This window comes from Marichromatium purpuratum 984 (genome assembly GCF_000224005.2).
In the GTDB taxonomy this organism is placed as follows: domain Bacteria; phylum Pseudomonadota; class Gammaproteobacteria; order Chromatiales; family Chromatiaceae; genus Marichromatium; species Marichromatium purpuratum.
In genome coordinates, this window is sequence record NZ_CP007031.1 from 921,166 (window position 1) to 935,077 (window position 13,912).

Consider the following 13,912-nt stretch of genomic DNA (forward strand, 5'->3'; position numbering starts at 1 on the left):
TCTGGATCCCTGTTGGTTTTCGTGAATCCTGAACGGTGCGATCGAGGCCGGATCATGGTGCAATAACCATGATTTCAAGCGGTGGATACCTGGATGTACGATTTCTCTCTCGCCCTTGCGCTCTACAACCTGCTGCCGGTGGCCGTCACCGGTCTGGCCCTGTGGTGGCTGACCGGCTATGTCCGCGACCGCGACGACACGCAGCTGGCCATGGCCCGGCTCGGTGCCGTGCTGGTCTTTGCTGCGGGAGTGGTCAAGGCGAGCTGGAAGCTGTTGGTGGTGACCCAGGGGATGGACATCCCCTGGCTGGCCGCGGCGCTCTTTCCCCTGCTGGGGCCGGGGTTCGCGTTGTTGGCAGTGGCGCTGTGGTCGACGGTGCGACCACCATTACGCCACCCCTGGCGCCTGGCCCTGGGGATCGTGACGCTGATTGCTGCTGTCGCCGTGGCGCGGGTCGAGCTGTTGGGGATGGCGCGTGGCTGGTTCCTGCCGCTGCTGGCGCTGGCCTCGATCGGTAAGCTGATGCTGAGCGCTCTGTTGCTGACGAGCGCGCTGCGGTTGCGACACTGGGGCGTAGGGTTGCTGCTTGCGATCGATCTGGCGGTGATATTGATCCTGCCCTCGCTGGCCATGACCGAAACCAAGCCGGTGTCGCTGCACTGGACCGAGCAGTCCCTGACCCTGTTCGGCGCGGTCTGTTTCGCGCTCGGAGTGCGCGGGTTGTGGCGTGCGACCCGTCGCGCCACCATCCGTGCCCGTCAGGCCCGGCTGCGCCAGCGGGCGCGCCATTGACCTGGGGCGATCTCTGGGTGAGACCGATGCGGCGCGATGAGATCGAGACGCTGCCCGGGATCGAGTGCTCAGTGGGTGAGTCGTTCAGGAGCGTCTCCGAGCTGGTCTGAATCGCCGATGATCGGGTCTTGCCGGTCGCGGCGCACCTGGATCGATCTGAGCGGCGATCGCCTGGGCGCGCTCGCTGCCACTACCGCGCGCTCACCCTGACCACCTGCGGCGATCTCGGCTGGAACGCGCCCTTCTACGCCACCCTGGGCTTCCGGATCCTGGAGGACGAACAGCTCGGGCTGCGGCTGCGCGCGGTGCTGGGTCACGAGGCCGAGTACGACCTGCCGCCGGGGAGTCGCTGCGCGATGGGGCTGTCCCTGATCGACGACCCGGTGTGGTGCGCTCTCGACCGAGGCGCAAGGCGGGTGTGATGGTCAGTCGGATCGGCCGTCTTGCAAAGGTGGGTGGCTCGGCTAAGGTGACGGTAGGGGCGGCTGTCACCGTCCCGTCATCCTGGCGCAGGAGGGCGCATCATGCAGATCGAACACTGGCATGCCCGACGCGACGGCGCGCTCACCGAGGCGAGCATGCGGCGCAAGCTCGAGGGCCGCGGTTTCCAGACCCGACTCGACATCTACCCCCCGGGGACCTTCCTCCCCGATCACGACCACGGGATCGATCATATCGATGGCGTCATCTGCGGTCGGATGCGGGTGGGGATCGGCGAGCGCAGCCTGGTGCTCGAACCCGGCGACCTGGTGGTGATCCCCAGACATACCTTCTATCAGGCCGAGGTAATGGGCGACGAGCCGGTGGTCAGCCTGGCCGCCGAGCGGATGAAGGCGGCCTAGCCATCTGTCGCCTCAACCGACCCACAGGGTCTTGAGATTGAGGAACTCGGCGATGCCGGGCGCGCCGAGTTCACGACCATAGCCCGAGTCCTTGATCCCGCCGAAGGGCAGGCGCGGATCGCTCTTCACCAAGCCGTTGACGAAGACCGCGCCGCAGGCCATGGCGCGGGCGAAGCGTTCGCCGCGTGCGGCATCGGCGCTCCACACGCTGCCGCCGAGTCCGAAGCGGGTGTCGTTGGCCACGCGCAGTGCCTCGGTCTCGTCGGCCACCCGGATCACCGTCGCCACCGGCCCGAACAGCTCGTCGTCATAGGCGGGCATCCCCGGCCCGACCCGATCGAGCAGGGTCGGCGCATAGAACCACCCCGGTCCCGCTAACGGTTGCCCGCCGCAGCGCAGCTCGGCGCCGGCGGTGCGGCTCTGCTCGACCTGCTGGTGCAGGGTCTCGCGCAGGTCCTCGCGGGCCAGCGGCGCAAGCGTGGTGGCGGGGTCGCGTGGATCGCCCGGCACCAGGGCCTCGACCCTGGACTGGAGCCGCGCGACGAAGGCATCGGCCGCCGTCTCGACGACGATGAAGCGCTTGGCGGCGATACAGCTCTGTCCGGCGTTGATGAAGCGCGAGCGGGCACCGATCTCGGCGGCGCGCTCGAGGTCGGCGTCCTCAAGGATCACGCAGGCATCGGCACCGCCGAGTTCGAGCAGGCTTTTCTTCAGGTTGGCCCCGGCGATCCCCGCCACCCGGCGTCCGGCGCGCTCGCTGCCGGTGAGGCTGACGGCGCGCACCCGTGGGTCGGCAACCACCTGTTCGGCGGTCTCGGCGTCGATCAGCAGGGTCTGGAACACGCCCTCGGGCGCATCGGCGGCGGTGAACAGATCGGCGATCGCCAGCGCGCAGCGCGGCACGTTGGAGGCGTGCTTGAGCAGCACCACGTTGCCCGCGGCCAGCGCCGGGGCGGCACAGCGAAAGACCTGCCAGAAGGGGAAGTTCCAGGGCATCACCGCCAGCACCACGCCGAGCGGCTGGTGCACGAGCAGGCTGCGGCTGGCGTCGGACGCGAGCGGGATGTCGGCGAGCTGGGTCGCGGCGTGCTCGGCGTAGTAGTCGCAGACCAGGGCGCACTTGTCGATCTCGGCCTCGGCCTCGGCGATGAGCTTGCCCATCTCGTCGGTGATCAGTCGGGCGAGCCGGGTACGCTCGGCGCGCAGCCCTTCGGCCAGGGCGCGAAGCAGTGTCACGCGAGTGGCGAGTGGCTGCGAGCCCCACGGGCCGGCGGTGCGGCTCGCGGTGGCGAGCGCCTGTTCGAGCCCCACGGCGGTGGCCGGCTCGAGGGTGGCATGGAGGAGGCCGGTTGCGGGGTCGATAGATCTCAGTGGCATCGATGGCTCCTGCGGCTGGGGTGGTTCCTGGTGTCGCGTCGCCGACCGGAGCGGCCCCCGATGTACGCCAGTCGCTGGCTTCGTCGTGACGCATCGCCGTGAGTGTCGGTGCGGGGCCAGGGCGGATCAAGCCGGCCTTGCGCAACAGCGCGCGTGAACGGGATCTGGAGTGGCGCTGCCCGGGCCGATCGTGTCGGCGGGGTTCGACGCAGGAGTGGTGCCTAGAAGCCGAACTCGGAGAGCAGGTCGTCGACCAGATCCTGCTTGAGCGCCTCCGGTGTATTCGAGCCGTTGACCTCGCGCAGCAGCTGGGCCTTCTGTTCGACGTTCTCGATCGAGCTGTTTTGCTGGATGTTGAGGATCACCAGCACCTCGACGAGCCAGTCGCGGATCTGGTCGAGGTCCTCGACCAGTTGTTCCATGCGCTGTCGGGCAACGTCCTGGTAGGACTGCGAGGCGACGATGTCGAACAGATGGTGCTTGATCTGGCTGAGACGCTGCTCGTGCTCGGTGCTCGAGGGGGGGCTGCTGTGCAGCTGGGTCTCCAACCCCTCGATCTCCAGGGAGAGCTGGTCGGCGTTGTCGAGTACCTGGCCGGTGGACTGCGACATCAGCTCGATCACGTTGCGCGCGTGACTGACCGCGTTCGGTGCCTGCTCGCCGGCGTTGGTGAGTGGGGTCTCGGCGCTCTTCATGTTGACCACCAGCGCATTGATCTTCTGCGCCAGCACCGAGAGCATGCTCTCGGCGTCGATGTCGATGTCGAGTCGCTCGTATTCGCCGTTGAGGATGGATTCTGTGGCCTTGACCAGTGAGGCGATGTTCTTGTCGATGTTCTGCGGCTCTGCCATGGGTCCCTCGCGACGATGCGATCGCGCCTATCTGTTGTATTTGTGGTCTTTGTAGAAAGCCGCCTTGGCGGCGTACATGCGAGCGTCGGCGGTCTTGAGCAGCGACTCCGGCGGGGTGCGATCGGTCCCGCTGGCGCCGAGGCTGAGGCTGATCGGGAGGTGTTCGCGCGGGGCAACTTCGATGCTGGCCCCGGAGAACACGTTCCGCTGGAGATGATCGACCAGGGCCTCGGCCTCGCTCTCGGTGGACCCGGGGAGCAGGATCACGAACTCGTCGCCACCGGTCCGGGCGACGATGTCGCAAGCGCGCACCGCCTGGGAGAGCCGCTCGGAGACGGCCAGTATCAGCCGATCACCGGCCTCGTGTCCGTAGCGGTCGTTGGCCTGCTTGAGTCGGTTGACGTCGGCCAGTACCAGGGCGTGCGGCATGGCTCTGGTTACGTGATCGTGCCGTGCCATCTCCAGCGCAGCATGTAGATAATCCCGATTGTATACGCCGGTGAGGGCATCGGTGCTGGCCTTTTCCTCGAGCTGGTGCATCAGCCGGCGGTTGTGCAGATAGGCGCCGAAGGGCTCGAAGAAGAGGCCGGCGAGTTCGTCGCCGCCCTCGGCGGTGCCCGGTCGCCACCAGACCTCGCCGACCCGTCCACCGTCACCGCCGACGATCTCCAGCCGAGGTAGGTCGGGGGTCGGCTCCGCTGGCGCATCGCCACGGCGGATCGGCTCGGTTGGGCCGTCGTCGAGTTGCAGCGCGACGGCCTCGCTGCCACAGGCCGACATGAACAGCGTCAGTAGCTCGTCGGCGACATCCACGGGGGTGGCGGCGTGGCGCATCAGTGACTCCAGACGCACCAGCCCGGAGAGCAGGTCGTTGTTGCGGGTGATGGTGGCGCGCTGTGCCCGGATCTCCTCGATCAACCGGATCTCGCGGGTGGTGTCGCGAAACAGCAGCAGGCCGTTGCCGTCGCCGGTATCGATCAGCTGCTCGGTGTAGTAGCGCTCGCCGAGACGGTGCTTGGTCTTGTGCGCGGCATCGAGTGGGAAGCCGTCGTGGGCCGGGCAGTCCGGGCAGGGCACGTCATGACCGAGCAGTTCGTAGCAGCTTCCCGCCGTCGCGCCCCTGGCAAACCGCAGCCGGGCGGCGGCATTGCGTCGCAGGATGCGGTGGTCGGAGGAGATCGTCACCAGCGCATCGGGCAGGTCATCGATGAGCTGGCTGAGTCCGCGCTGCTCGAGCAGCGCCTCGCGGTGCTGGCGCTCAAGGATGATGCGCTTGGCCTGGGCCTCCTTGCGACCGAGATCGGCGCGTCTGAGCGCCTCGATCTCGCGGCTGATGTCGACCAGGGTGAGCACCAGGCCGTTCGGGCCGTGGGCCAGCGATTCCTTCAGGTAGTGCTCGCGACCTTCCGCGTCGCGGATGTTGCGTGCCAACCCCGACGCGGGGTGCGCGTGCGTGGCCGGGCAGTTGGCGCACGCGGCCGTCTCGCCGACGAGCAGCGTGAAGCAGTGCTCGCCGACGGGGTCGTGACCGAACAGTGCCACGGCCGCCGGGTTGGCGGTGTGGATGCGATGGCTGTCGTCGAGTACCAGCACCGGCACGCCGATTGCCGCCAGCCCCGACGCGTCGGGGCTGTCTGTGTCGAGGTGTTCGCGATCCGGTTGGGCGTGTGATGGCATTGCGGATAAGTGGGGTCGAGACTGATCGATGTCTGTAGACCAGACGAATGTGGGTGCGACTCCATGGAGGAGTGCAGCCACACTGCAGGATACCCGCAATACGTGATGGATGCCGCGTCGGCCGCGTGATCGGTCGTTTCAGCGTGCCGGGTGGCGATAGATCAGGGCGCCGGCGAGTGCGGTCAGGGGGGCGACCGCGACCAGGGCGAAACTGCCGACGATGACGTTGAGCACCTCGGCGGCGACGAAGTGGATATTGAGCACCTGAGAGAGCGCCAGGCCCTGGCTCATGAACACCATCAGCATGGTGGTGTAGCCACCGGAGTAGGCCAGCAGCAGGGTGGTGGTCATGGTTCCGACCACCGACCGACCGACCGCCATGCCGGAGACGAAGAGCGCACGCGCGCCGAGGTCGGGACGCTTGGCGCGCAGCTCGTCGAGCGCGGCGGCGATGTCCATCGCCAGATCCATCACCGCGCCCGAGCAGGCGAGGATGATCCCGGCGAGGAAGATCGCGGTGAGGTCGAGACCGGCGAACCCGGCATAGAGCAGATTCTCGGTGAAGGGGCGGACGACGCCATGGAGCGCGAAACCGGTGGCGAAGATGCGCGCCAGGGCATAGGCGAGCAACAGCCCGCCGAGCGCGCCGAGACAGGCGGTGAGGCCGCGGCGGTTGAGACCGCCGATCAGCAGGCTGACCGCGGCGGTGAGCCCGGCGACCACCGCGAGGGCAACCAGCACGGGGTCGGACCCGCGCAGCAACAGCGGGATCAGCACCTTCCACAGCGCCAGCGCGGCGAAGACGAAGGAGAGCAGCGCCTTGACCCCGGTCCAGCCGGCGACCAGCACGAGAAAACCGCAGAACAGCCCGAGCAGCAACAGTTGGTGATCGAGACGGTAGTGACCGCGCGCATAGGCCAGACCGATCTCGCCGTCGCGTAGACGGTACTCGACCAGCAGGCGCTCGCCGGGACGGTAGAACTCGTCGAACTCGAGCTTGCCAGTAAGTGCGTTGGTGACGCGCGCGCGCTGTCCGCGTTGTGTGCCGTCGAGCAGCTCGACGGTGAGTGTCTGGGTACCGGTGCGCACCACGCCGTGCTGGCGCAGATCAGCGTCGTCGCTGGCGACCACCAGCGCCTTGGCGAGCAGACTGCCCTCGGGACGGCTGTGCTCGAAGCCGGTGGGCGCCAGCCACAGCAGCAGACAGAGCAGGGTGAAGAGTGAAATGGTGAGGAGGTCTTTTTTCATCGCTGGTAGGCGAGCCGTGGCGGGCGCCCCGCCAGGGGGCGCCCGCTGGGCTCACTGATCGAGTTCGACCCGCATGGCTGCGGCGATACGCCGTGCCACCTCGGTGTTGTCGTAATAGCCGCCGAAGCGCCAGGCCTCGGCACCGGTGGCCAGCACCGGTACCGGTACCGCAGTGTGCGAATAGGAGGTCCAGGCGATCCCGGCACGGCGGTTGAGCAGGTGGGTGAGAGTCACCGAGAACGGGTTGTAGCCGCCGTAGAGCAGGGTGTCGGCCTCGGCGACGTTGTCGCTGTGGTTGTGTGCGGCCTTGTCGTAGGCGGCCTCGAGGAGGCCGAGTTCGTAGTCACTGAGGTCGTCATCGAGGGTCTCGGTGAGCTTGGCGCCGTCGAGTCCGAAGTAGGTCGAGACCAGCTCCCAGAGGGTTGCGTCGATGTTTGGCGGGGCGGTGTCGAACTGGGCGAGATAGGCCTCGAACACCCGGTCGTCGAAGTCGTCGTAGGCGAGCTGCTGGCCGGCGAGCACCTCGAAATAGGTGTCATAGGCGGTGCCGGCGAAACCGAGCGTCATGCCGCCGCACTCGTGATCGCCGGTGACCACGATCAGGGTCTCATCGGGATAGCGGGCGCCGAAGTCGGCGGCGACCCGGATGGCGTCGTCGAAGGCGAGGGTCTCCTCAATCGCGGCACGGGCGTCGTTGGCGTGCGCGGCCCAGTCGATCTTGCCGCCCTCGATCATCATGAAGAAGCCCTGTGGGTTATCGAGCACGGCGATGCCCTTGGCGGTGAACTCGGCGAGGCTGATCGAGCCCTCGTAGGGCCCGCCGGGGTAGTTGCCGGCCTTGCGGTTGAGCGCATAGGGAATGGCGTTGGAGCCGTCGAGATAGGGGTTGATGGCGATGGTGCGCAGCCCCGGTGCGAGAGTGTCGAAGGTGGCGCGGTCGTCGGCGTACTGGAAGCCGCGGGCGCGCGCCCACTCGCGCACCAGGGTATAGCGCTCGGCGTTGCTCAGGTCGGCGTATTGCGCGCTCTTCCATTTGTTGACCCGCAGGCCGCCACCGCCGAAGTAGTCGACGTCGCTCGCCAGCAGCGCCTGGTCGATCTGCTCGTAGTTGTTGCGGCTCGACTCGTGGGCATAGAACACCGCCGGGGTGGCGTGATCGAGCGAGACGCTGCTGATGATGCCGACCTTCATCCCCTTGCGCTTGGCCAGTTCGGCGAGGGTGGTGTAGGGCCGAGTGGCGCTCGGGTCCATGGCGATGACCCCGATGTTGGTCTTGAGCCCGCAGGCGAGCGCGGTGCCGGCGGCCGCCGAGCCGGTGATCAGGCGGTCGTTGGCATAGCTCGTCTGCATCCCCTGGACCGGGAACTGACTCATGTGCAGCGCCACCGACTTGGTCCCACCGGGCTCGGCGTCGTCCTGTTGCAGGGCGCCGAGATAGGCCTCGGTGGCATGGATTTGCGGGCTGGCCATACCGTCGCCGATGAAATAGAAGATGTACTTGGGCGCGGCGCTTGCGCTGGTGGCGCCCAGTGCGCACAACCCCAGGAGCAGGGCACCGGCCAGGGTGCGTGGCTTGCTGTCGATCATTGCTACGGATCCTCGCGATATAGCGATGACCGGGAGGCTCCGGTCACCAGATTCCTTGGGTTCGGGATAGACCTTCTCGACATGGGGTTTCCCCCCAGGCGCGCGATTTCACCAGATGGGCGTGACGATTCGTGGACGGCGCCGTGACATCGGTCGTCATCTTGTGGTGCGCAGCGGTGGTTGCTGGCTCTGCTCGGGCTACCGTTTGCGTGATCGCCGTCTACCTTGTGTAGGGCAGGGCGCAGCCTGGCTGCGTGACCCCAATCCGACCACCGATGCTGGAGGTTGCGATGGACGATTCGACCCCATGCCATCAGGACCTATTCGACGAGCAGGGTTTTCTCGAGGACCCCGAGCTGTGGAGTCGCGACCTGGCGCTGGCGATCGCCGCCGAGCTGCGCCTCGGTGAGTTGACCGAGACGCACTGGGACCTGATCGATCGGTTGCGAGGTGACTATCTGGAGGGATGCGCGCGTATCGATCCGTGTCGGGCGCTGGGTCTTCCGGTGGATTGTGCCGAGCGTCTGTTCGGGGGAGTGCGGACAGCCTGGCGGGTCGCCGGCCTGCCGGCCTCCGGCTCGCCACGCGGCGCGTCCTTGGCGCCCGGCGGAGAGGGGGGGCGTCAACTGCGCTGACACCCTCGGCCCGCCGCGCTGCCTGCATCGAGCGGGCCGGACCTCGGGGTGTCAGCGCTCGCCGCTACCCTCGAGCTGGTCGGTGGCCTGCTCGAGCCGGTCTCCGGCATCCTCGAGTGCCTCGGTGACGGCGTCGCGAGCCTGCTCCAGTTGTTGACCGACCTGTTCTGCCTGTTGATCGATCTTGCGCCCGGCCTCCTCGGCCGGTCCCTCTTGTTCACAGCCGGTGAGGGTCAGCGCGCCGAGCAGAGCGATGGTGAGCGCGAAGGGGGCATGGGTCGATGGCGTGGTCATCTCTAATATCTCCTGTGTTGTCTCGGTGGGGCCGTGTCGGGCGTTTGAGCATAGCGCCTGGATGTCGATGCATGGGGGGGTGGGGATATGTGGTGGATTTTTTCGGTCCGACGGTTGAACCAGGGTAAGGGCGTTTTGCGCTGCAACATGATGAGCGGTCGTTGGCGTGGCCGCGCTGCCCTGTACTCTTGCACAAGTCCAGGGACGGAATGGCTGTAGGCGACCGATTGGATCGCCCGGTGGGCTGCTCCCGCATGTGCGATCCGCTGCGCAATCAGACCACGGAGATGCACGATGACCGAAAATGACTGTTCAGGGGGCGACGCACCCCCCGCCAAAACTTGTATCTTTCGTTGCTGGAGATGTGCCCAGGCATCGCCCGGTGTTCGTTGGAGACATGGTTCGCGCTCGCCATCCGCGCCGCCCCTGCAACGTCGCGCGGGCATGCGCAAGCCGCCCGATGCGGAGCTGGAGTGCGAACTCGCCCGGGCCTGGCTCGCCGCGACCCGGCAGGGACGCTGGCGTCTGTCGGTACAGACGCGGGCCGCGCTCTGTCTGTTGGGTGGAGAGGCCTCACCATGGGAGGCGCTGATCGCCAGCAGTTTCGCGCGTTCCGGCGGTCGGCTGCGCTGGCACGGTTGATGACGGACGTGTTTAGCCTCTTCCGGGTGGACATGGGCCGCTGGGTGTGTCGTGTCTGGCACGGCGTGTCGCGGTAATGCTGAGGGTGCTGCTCGGCTTGATCGACGTCTTGGCCCAGGATGGGCCGGGCTGCCGCTGACATGGAGCGTTCCCGGGCCTCCGCTCGCGTGGGCGCTGGGGTTGGACTCGATGCCTGTCGTCACGCTCGATATTCGGTGAGGCGCCGACCATTCCCGCAAGCGCGAATTCGCACCGCACGGCGGCTATCCCAGCGCCGTTGCGATCCTCACCGCCGATGACATGCCGCTGGTGTTGCTGCCTGCCTCATCTGTCCCTGCTTGCTGCCGCGCTTGCCGGGGGCGGTGCGTTACCGGGATATGCTCGGACACCGTCGAGTCCCTTCGTGTCGTCGAATGGTCTGGAGTCTGACCCCCTCGGGGCGTTGATTCTTGATGGCTAGCGAGATCCGGCCGTATCCTGCAATCGTGTGCGAGCGCGGTCAGGTTGTTGTCCATCGCTCGCTTCACCTCTCCCTGTCACCGATCCGCTGAACCCTTGGTCGGCGTTGCGTCTCGAATCATCCCTTGGCCACGTTGGCGGATATCGATCTGGTGATCGCCGTAGCGCAGGGTCGTCATCGGTGATTCGGGGTTGAACCGCAGCCGCGCCTTGTCGCAGGATTCCATCAATCATCGCTGCATGTGGCCTTACCAGGCTCATGGACGGGGGCGTGATGCTGGATGCGAGACGGTGCCCGGCGGGTCCATGCGAGCCCCCATGCCCGTCGTCTCGTTCCGTTGGCCAAGGCCGTCGTCCGGGATGAGGTGGCCCCGAGGAGTAAAGAAGATGACGACGATGCAGTATGAGTCCCTGGCCGACTTCGTGCGCGCGCTCGACTTCGCCGCGGACAAGCACCGCGACCAGCGCCGCAAGGACGAGCGCGCCTCGCCCTATATCAACCACCCGATCGCCCTGACCCGGGTGCTGATCGACGAGGCCGGGGTGACTGACCCCGTGGTGCTCTGTGCCGCACTGCTGCACGACACCATCGAGGACACCGCCACCACCGAAGCGGAGCTGATCGCGCACTTCGGTCGTGAGGTCGCCGCCGTGGTACTCGAGGTCAGCGACGACAGGTCGCTGGCCCAGCACGAGCGTAAACGGCTGCAGATCGAGCACGCCCCGCAGCTCTCCGAGCAGGCGCGCCTGGTCAAGCTCGCCGACAAGATCTGCAACCTGCGCGACATCCTCGACTCGCCCCCGCCGGACTGGAGCCGTGAGCGCCAGCGCGCCTATTTCGACTGGGCCGGACAGGTGATCGACGGCCTGCGCGGGACCCACGCCGTGCTCGAAGCGGCCTTCGACCGGGTCCATGCCCAGGGGCGCGGGCTCTGAGCGCATGTCGGCTACAGGGCCGTCAGCGCTTGCTCCAGTCAGTGAAAGCGCCCCTTTCACAGCCCCAGGCGTAGCCGTTTGCCGAAGCGCTTACCCGACTGAGCAGCTGCGTGAGCGGTTAGGTTGGTGGGGTGTGGGCGGGCTGCGTCCTCAAGATTTTGCGGCTCGCGGGCTTAGATCACGCTTCGCGTCCTACTACTACAGCCGCACATCATTATGGCGGCCCAGCCCCTCGCGCTCGATAATGACAGACCCTGGCCCGCGCCTGATGTCGTCGTCGCCAATCCGACCAGGCGATGACAGCATCAGGCGGGGCGCGTTCGCGCCACAACAGCGCCTCGAGCAGGTGCCGGATCTCAGGGGCGGTCAGTGCGATCCGCCCGGCGACAGCGCCCCCTTTTTCGCCCGTCGTTGCAGCACGACGAGGCAGGCATGGGCCAGCAGCGCAAGGGTGATATGGCGATGCCAAGCCGGCCAGCGGCGCACCTCATACTCGTCGAGCCCACACTGCTGCTTGGCCAGCTCGAAGCCGACCTCGATCGCCCAGCGCTGCCCGGCGACCTTGGCCAGGCGCTCGAGTGTGGCCTCGGCGCGGGGCGCGAAGGCGATGTAGTAGGCCCGCTCCTCGGGGCGGTTGCAGTTGCGCCGCACCACCAGCCAATGCCCCCAGGCGCGCTCCTCGGCGCTGAGCTGCAGGCGCCACAGCGGCACCCAGGCCCACTCGAAGGTGCGCGCGCCCTTGCTCCCGGCGCCGACGGCGTGGCGCTGCCAGGCCGTCTCTGGCAGCGCCTTGGCCAGTGCCGCGACACGATGGGTCTGCGGGCCATCGAACCACACCGGTTCATTGCCCGCCACGGCGAGCACGAAGGGCTGTTGGCGCGCCTCGAGCCACAGGCGCAGCTTGCGATCCTTACCGTAGACGGCATCGCCCGTCACCCAGCCACAAGGTACCCCGGCATCGAGTGCGCGCTCGAGCATCGTACGCGCCAGGGCTGGTTTGGTCTGGAAGCGGCGTGCCTGCTCCGGGACGCCGGCCTCGGCGCAGCGTGCGGGGTCATTCGCCCAACATTTGGGCAGGTACAGCGCCCGATCGATGAAGGCCGCGCCGTGCCGGCTGGCGTAACACAGAAACACCCCGATCTGACTGTTCTCGACCCGGCCCGCCGTGCCGCTGTACTGGCGCTGCACCCCCACCGAGTGCGTGCCCTTCTTCAAGAAACCGGTCTCATCGACGATCAGCACCGCCTCGGCGTCGCCCAGCGCCTCGACGACATAGGCACGCAGCACCTCGCGCGCCGCCTCGGCGTCCCAGCGTGCCGTGTTGAGCAGGCGCTGCACCCCGTCCGGGCGCCGTTCGCCCAAGGTTTCGGCCAGCTGCCAACCGTTCTTGCGTGGCACTGTCGTCAGCAGCCCTTGCAGATAACCCCGCGCTCGGGCGCGCGGCTCAGGACGACGAAAACACGCCGCCAGGCGCTGATGGATCCTGTCCAGTTCCGTCTCCCAGCCAGAGACCTCGCTGTACTTCATGTTGTTTGAAAACCAAGCCGTTGAGTCCACATATCACAACACAAAAAATATGCGGCTGTAGTACTACGTTTTGTACGAAAACCCTGCTTGTTACACTGACCTCGTTCTTGCAGGAGAAGAGGCCAGATGTCGAGACGTTACGAACTCCCAGAAGAGGCCTGGGAGCTGATCGCCGATCTGTTTTCCCATCCGCAGCGTACCGGTCGCCCACGCCGGGATGACCGCCTGATGCTCAACGGCATCTTCTGGGTGCTGTGCTCGGGTGCGGCGTGGCGCGACCTGCCCGAGCGCTTCGGTCCCTGGTCGACGGTCTACCAGCGGTTTCGCGACTGGCGTGACGACGGCACCTTCACCAAGGTCCTGGACCGGCTGCACATCCGGCTGCGCGAGGATGGGTTGATCGATCTGGAGACCTGGATGATCGACTCGACCTCGATCCGTGCCACGCGCGCCGCCGCTGGCGGCGGAAAAAGGGGGGCCGCAGGAGCCGCTGAGCCATGCGCTCGGGCGCAGTCGCGGCGGCCTGACGACCAAGATCCACCTGCTCTGCGATGCCAAGGGCGTTCCCTTGAGCTTTCTGCTCTCCCCAGGCCAGCACAGCGACATTCGCCATGCCCAACCGCTCCTCGATCAGGTCCGCTTGCCCAGCGCTCATCGAGGTCGTCCGCGCACCCGTTGCCGCCAACTGCTCGCCGACAAGGGCTACGATGCCGACGACTTACGCCGCTATTGCGATCGGCGCGGTATCCGTCCGGTGATCCCGCAGCGCAAGGGCGTGCGCAAACCCAAGCCTGGCCGCCCTCGGATACTGAACAAGCCCAGCTATTGCAAGCGCAACGTCATCGAGCGGCTGTTCGGCTGGCTCAAGTCCTGTCGACGCATCGCCACCCGTTACGACAAGTTGGCGACCAGCTTCTCGGCAATGTTCACGCTTGCTTGCATCCGTAGATGCCTCAGGCACTACTTTTCGTACAAAACGTAGTACTACAGCCGCATATTTTTTGTGTTGTGATATGTGGACTCAACGGCTTGGTTTTCAAACAAC

General features: G+C 66.8%; 14 protein-coding genes. 7 read left to right on the forward strand and 7 right to left on the reverse strand.

The features are described 5' to 3' along the window. Window positions 1-93 precede the first annotated feature (93 nt). From MARPU_RS17465 to MARPU_RS04230, 3 genes are all read left to right on the forward strand, one after another. On the forward strand, window positions 94-792 hold the full coding sequence (locus tag MARPU_RS17465; protein WP_005224431.1) for a hypothetical protein: 699 nt from the start codon (window positions 94-96) through the stop codon (window positions 790-792). Window positions 793-920: 128 nt separating this feature from the next. Beyond that, window positions 921-1,214 carry a hypothetical protein gene (locus MARPU_RS04225; RefSeq protein WP_025275100.1) on the forward strand — a complete coding sequence of 98 codons (294 nt, stop codon included), beginning with the start codon at window positions 921-923 and terminating at the stop codon, window positions 1,212-1,214. Window positions 1,215-1,316: 102 nt separating this feature from the next. Next, entirely contained in the window at window positions 1,317-1,634 is a 318-nt protein-coding gene (locus tag MARPU_RS04230; RefSeq protein WP_005224432.1) for a cupin domain-containing protein, read from the forward strand. A 12-nt stretch (window positions 1,635-1,646) separates the two neighbouring features. Here the strand turns inward: MARPU_RS04230 and MARPU_RS04235 are convergent, their stop codons facing one another. The 5 genes from MARPU_RS04235 to MARPU_RS04255 form a co-directional block, all read right to left on the reverse strand. After that, a complete protein-coding gene (locus tag MARPU_RS04235) occupies window positions 1,647-3,011 on the reverse strand; it encodes an NAD-dependent succinate-semialdehyde dehydrogenase (protein ID WP_005224433.1) in 1,365 nt (454 codons plus the stop codon). Window positions 3,012-3,232: 221 nt separating this feature from the next. Continuing rightward, the gene (locus tag MARPU_RS04240; RefSeq protein ID WP_005224434.1) at window positions 3,233-3,862 is read right to left on the reverse strand and encodes a protein phosphatase CheZ; all 630 of its coding nucleotides are present in this window, start codon (window positions 3,860-3,862) and stop codon (window positions 3,233-3,235) included. A gap of 27 nt (window positions 3,863-3,889) precedes the next feature. Continuing rightward, window positions 3,890-5,539, reverse strand: a complete 1,650-nt coding sequence (locus tag MARPU_RS16505) for a sensor domain-containing diguanylate cyclase (protein ID WP_005224435.1) — start codon at window positions 5,537-5,539, stop codon at window positions 3,890-3,892. 138 nt (window positions 5,540-5,677) lie between these two features. Continuing rightward, the gene (locus tag MARPU_RS04250; protein ID WP_005224436.1) at window positions 5,678-6,787 is read right to left on the reverse strand and encodes a YibE/F family protein; all 1,110 of its coding nucleotides are present in this window, start codon (window positions 6,785-6,787) and stop codon (window positions 5,678-5,680) included. 51 nt (window positions 6,788-6,838) lie between these two features. Further along, complete coding sequence (locus MARPU_RS04255; protein ID WP_005224437.1) at window positions 6,839-8,374, reverse strand: alkaline phosphatase; 1,536 nt, start codon at window positions 8,372-8,374, stop codon at window positions 6,839-6,841. A gap of 290 nt (window positions 8,375-8,664) precedes the next feature. Between MARPU_RS04255 and MARPU_RS04260 the strand changes: the two genes are divergently transcribed. Then, a complete protein-coding gene (locus MARPU_RS04260; protein ID WP_005224438.1) occupies window positions 8,665-9,009 on the forward strand; it encodes a TusE/DsrC/DsvC family sulfur relay protein in 345 nt (114 codons plus the stop codon). A 51-nt stretch (window positions 9,010-9,060) separates the two neighbouring features. Here MARPU_RS04260 and MARPU_RS04265 read toward each other — a convergent pair whose 3' ends face one another. After that, entirely contained in the window at window positions 9,061-9,303 is a 243-nt protein-coding gene (locus tag MARPU_RS04265; protein WP_005224439.1) for a hypothetical protein, read from the reverse strand. A gap of 444 nt (window positions 9,304-9,747) precedes the next feature. Here MARPU_RS04265 and MARPU_RS04270 point away from each other — a divergent pair, with 444 nt between their 5' ends. Together MARPU_RS04270 and MARPU_RS04275 are read left to right on the forward strand one after the other, a co-directional pair. Further along, window positions 9,748-9,945 (forward strand): hypothetical protein, encoded by a 198-nt coding sequence (locus tag MARPU_RS04270; protein ID WP_005224440.1) that lies wholly within the window; start codon window positions 9,748-9,750, stop codon window positions 9,943-9,945. Between the two features lie 846 nt (window positions 9,946-10,791). Further along, window positions 10,792-11,340 (forward strand): HD domain-containing protein, encoded by a 549-nt coding sequence (locus tag MARPU_RS04275; protein WP_005224441.1) that lies wholly within the window; start codon window positions 10,792-10,794, stop codon window positions 11,338-11,340. 366 nt (window positions 11,341-11,706) lie between these two features. Here MARPU_RS04275 and MARPU_RS04280 read toward each other — a convergent pair whose 3' ends face one another. Then, a complete protein-coding gene (locus tag MARPU_RS04280; RefSeq protein ID WP_005221544.1) occupies window positions 11,707-12,867 on the reverse strand; it encodes an IS701 family transposase in 1,161 nt (386 codons plus the stop codon). 126 nt (window positions 12,868-12,993) lie between these two features. Between MARPU_RS04280 and MARPU_RS17005 the strand changes: the two genes are divergently transcribed. Beyond that, a protein-coding gene (locus MARPU_RS17005; RefSeq protein WP_156929227.1) for an IS5 family transposase occupies window positions 12,994-13,849 on the forward strand; the annotation gives its coding sequence in 2 pieces (ribosomal slippage) (window positions 12,994-13,337 and window positions 13,336-13,849; 858 coding nt in all). Window positions 13,850-13,912 lie beyond the last annotated feature (63 nt).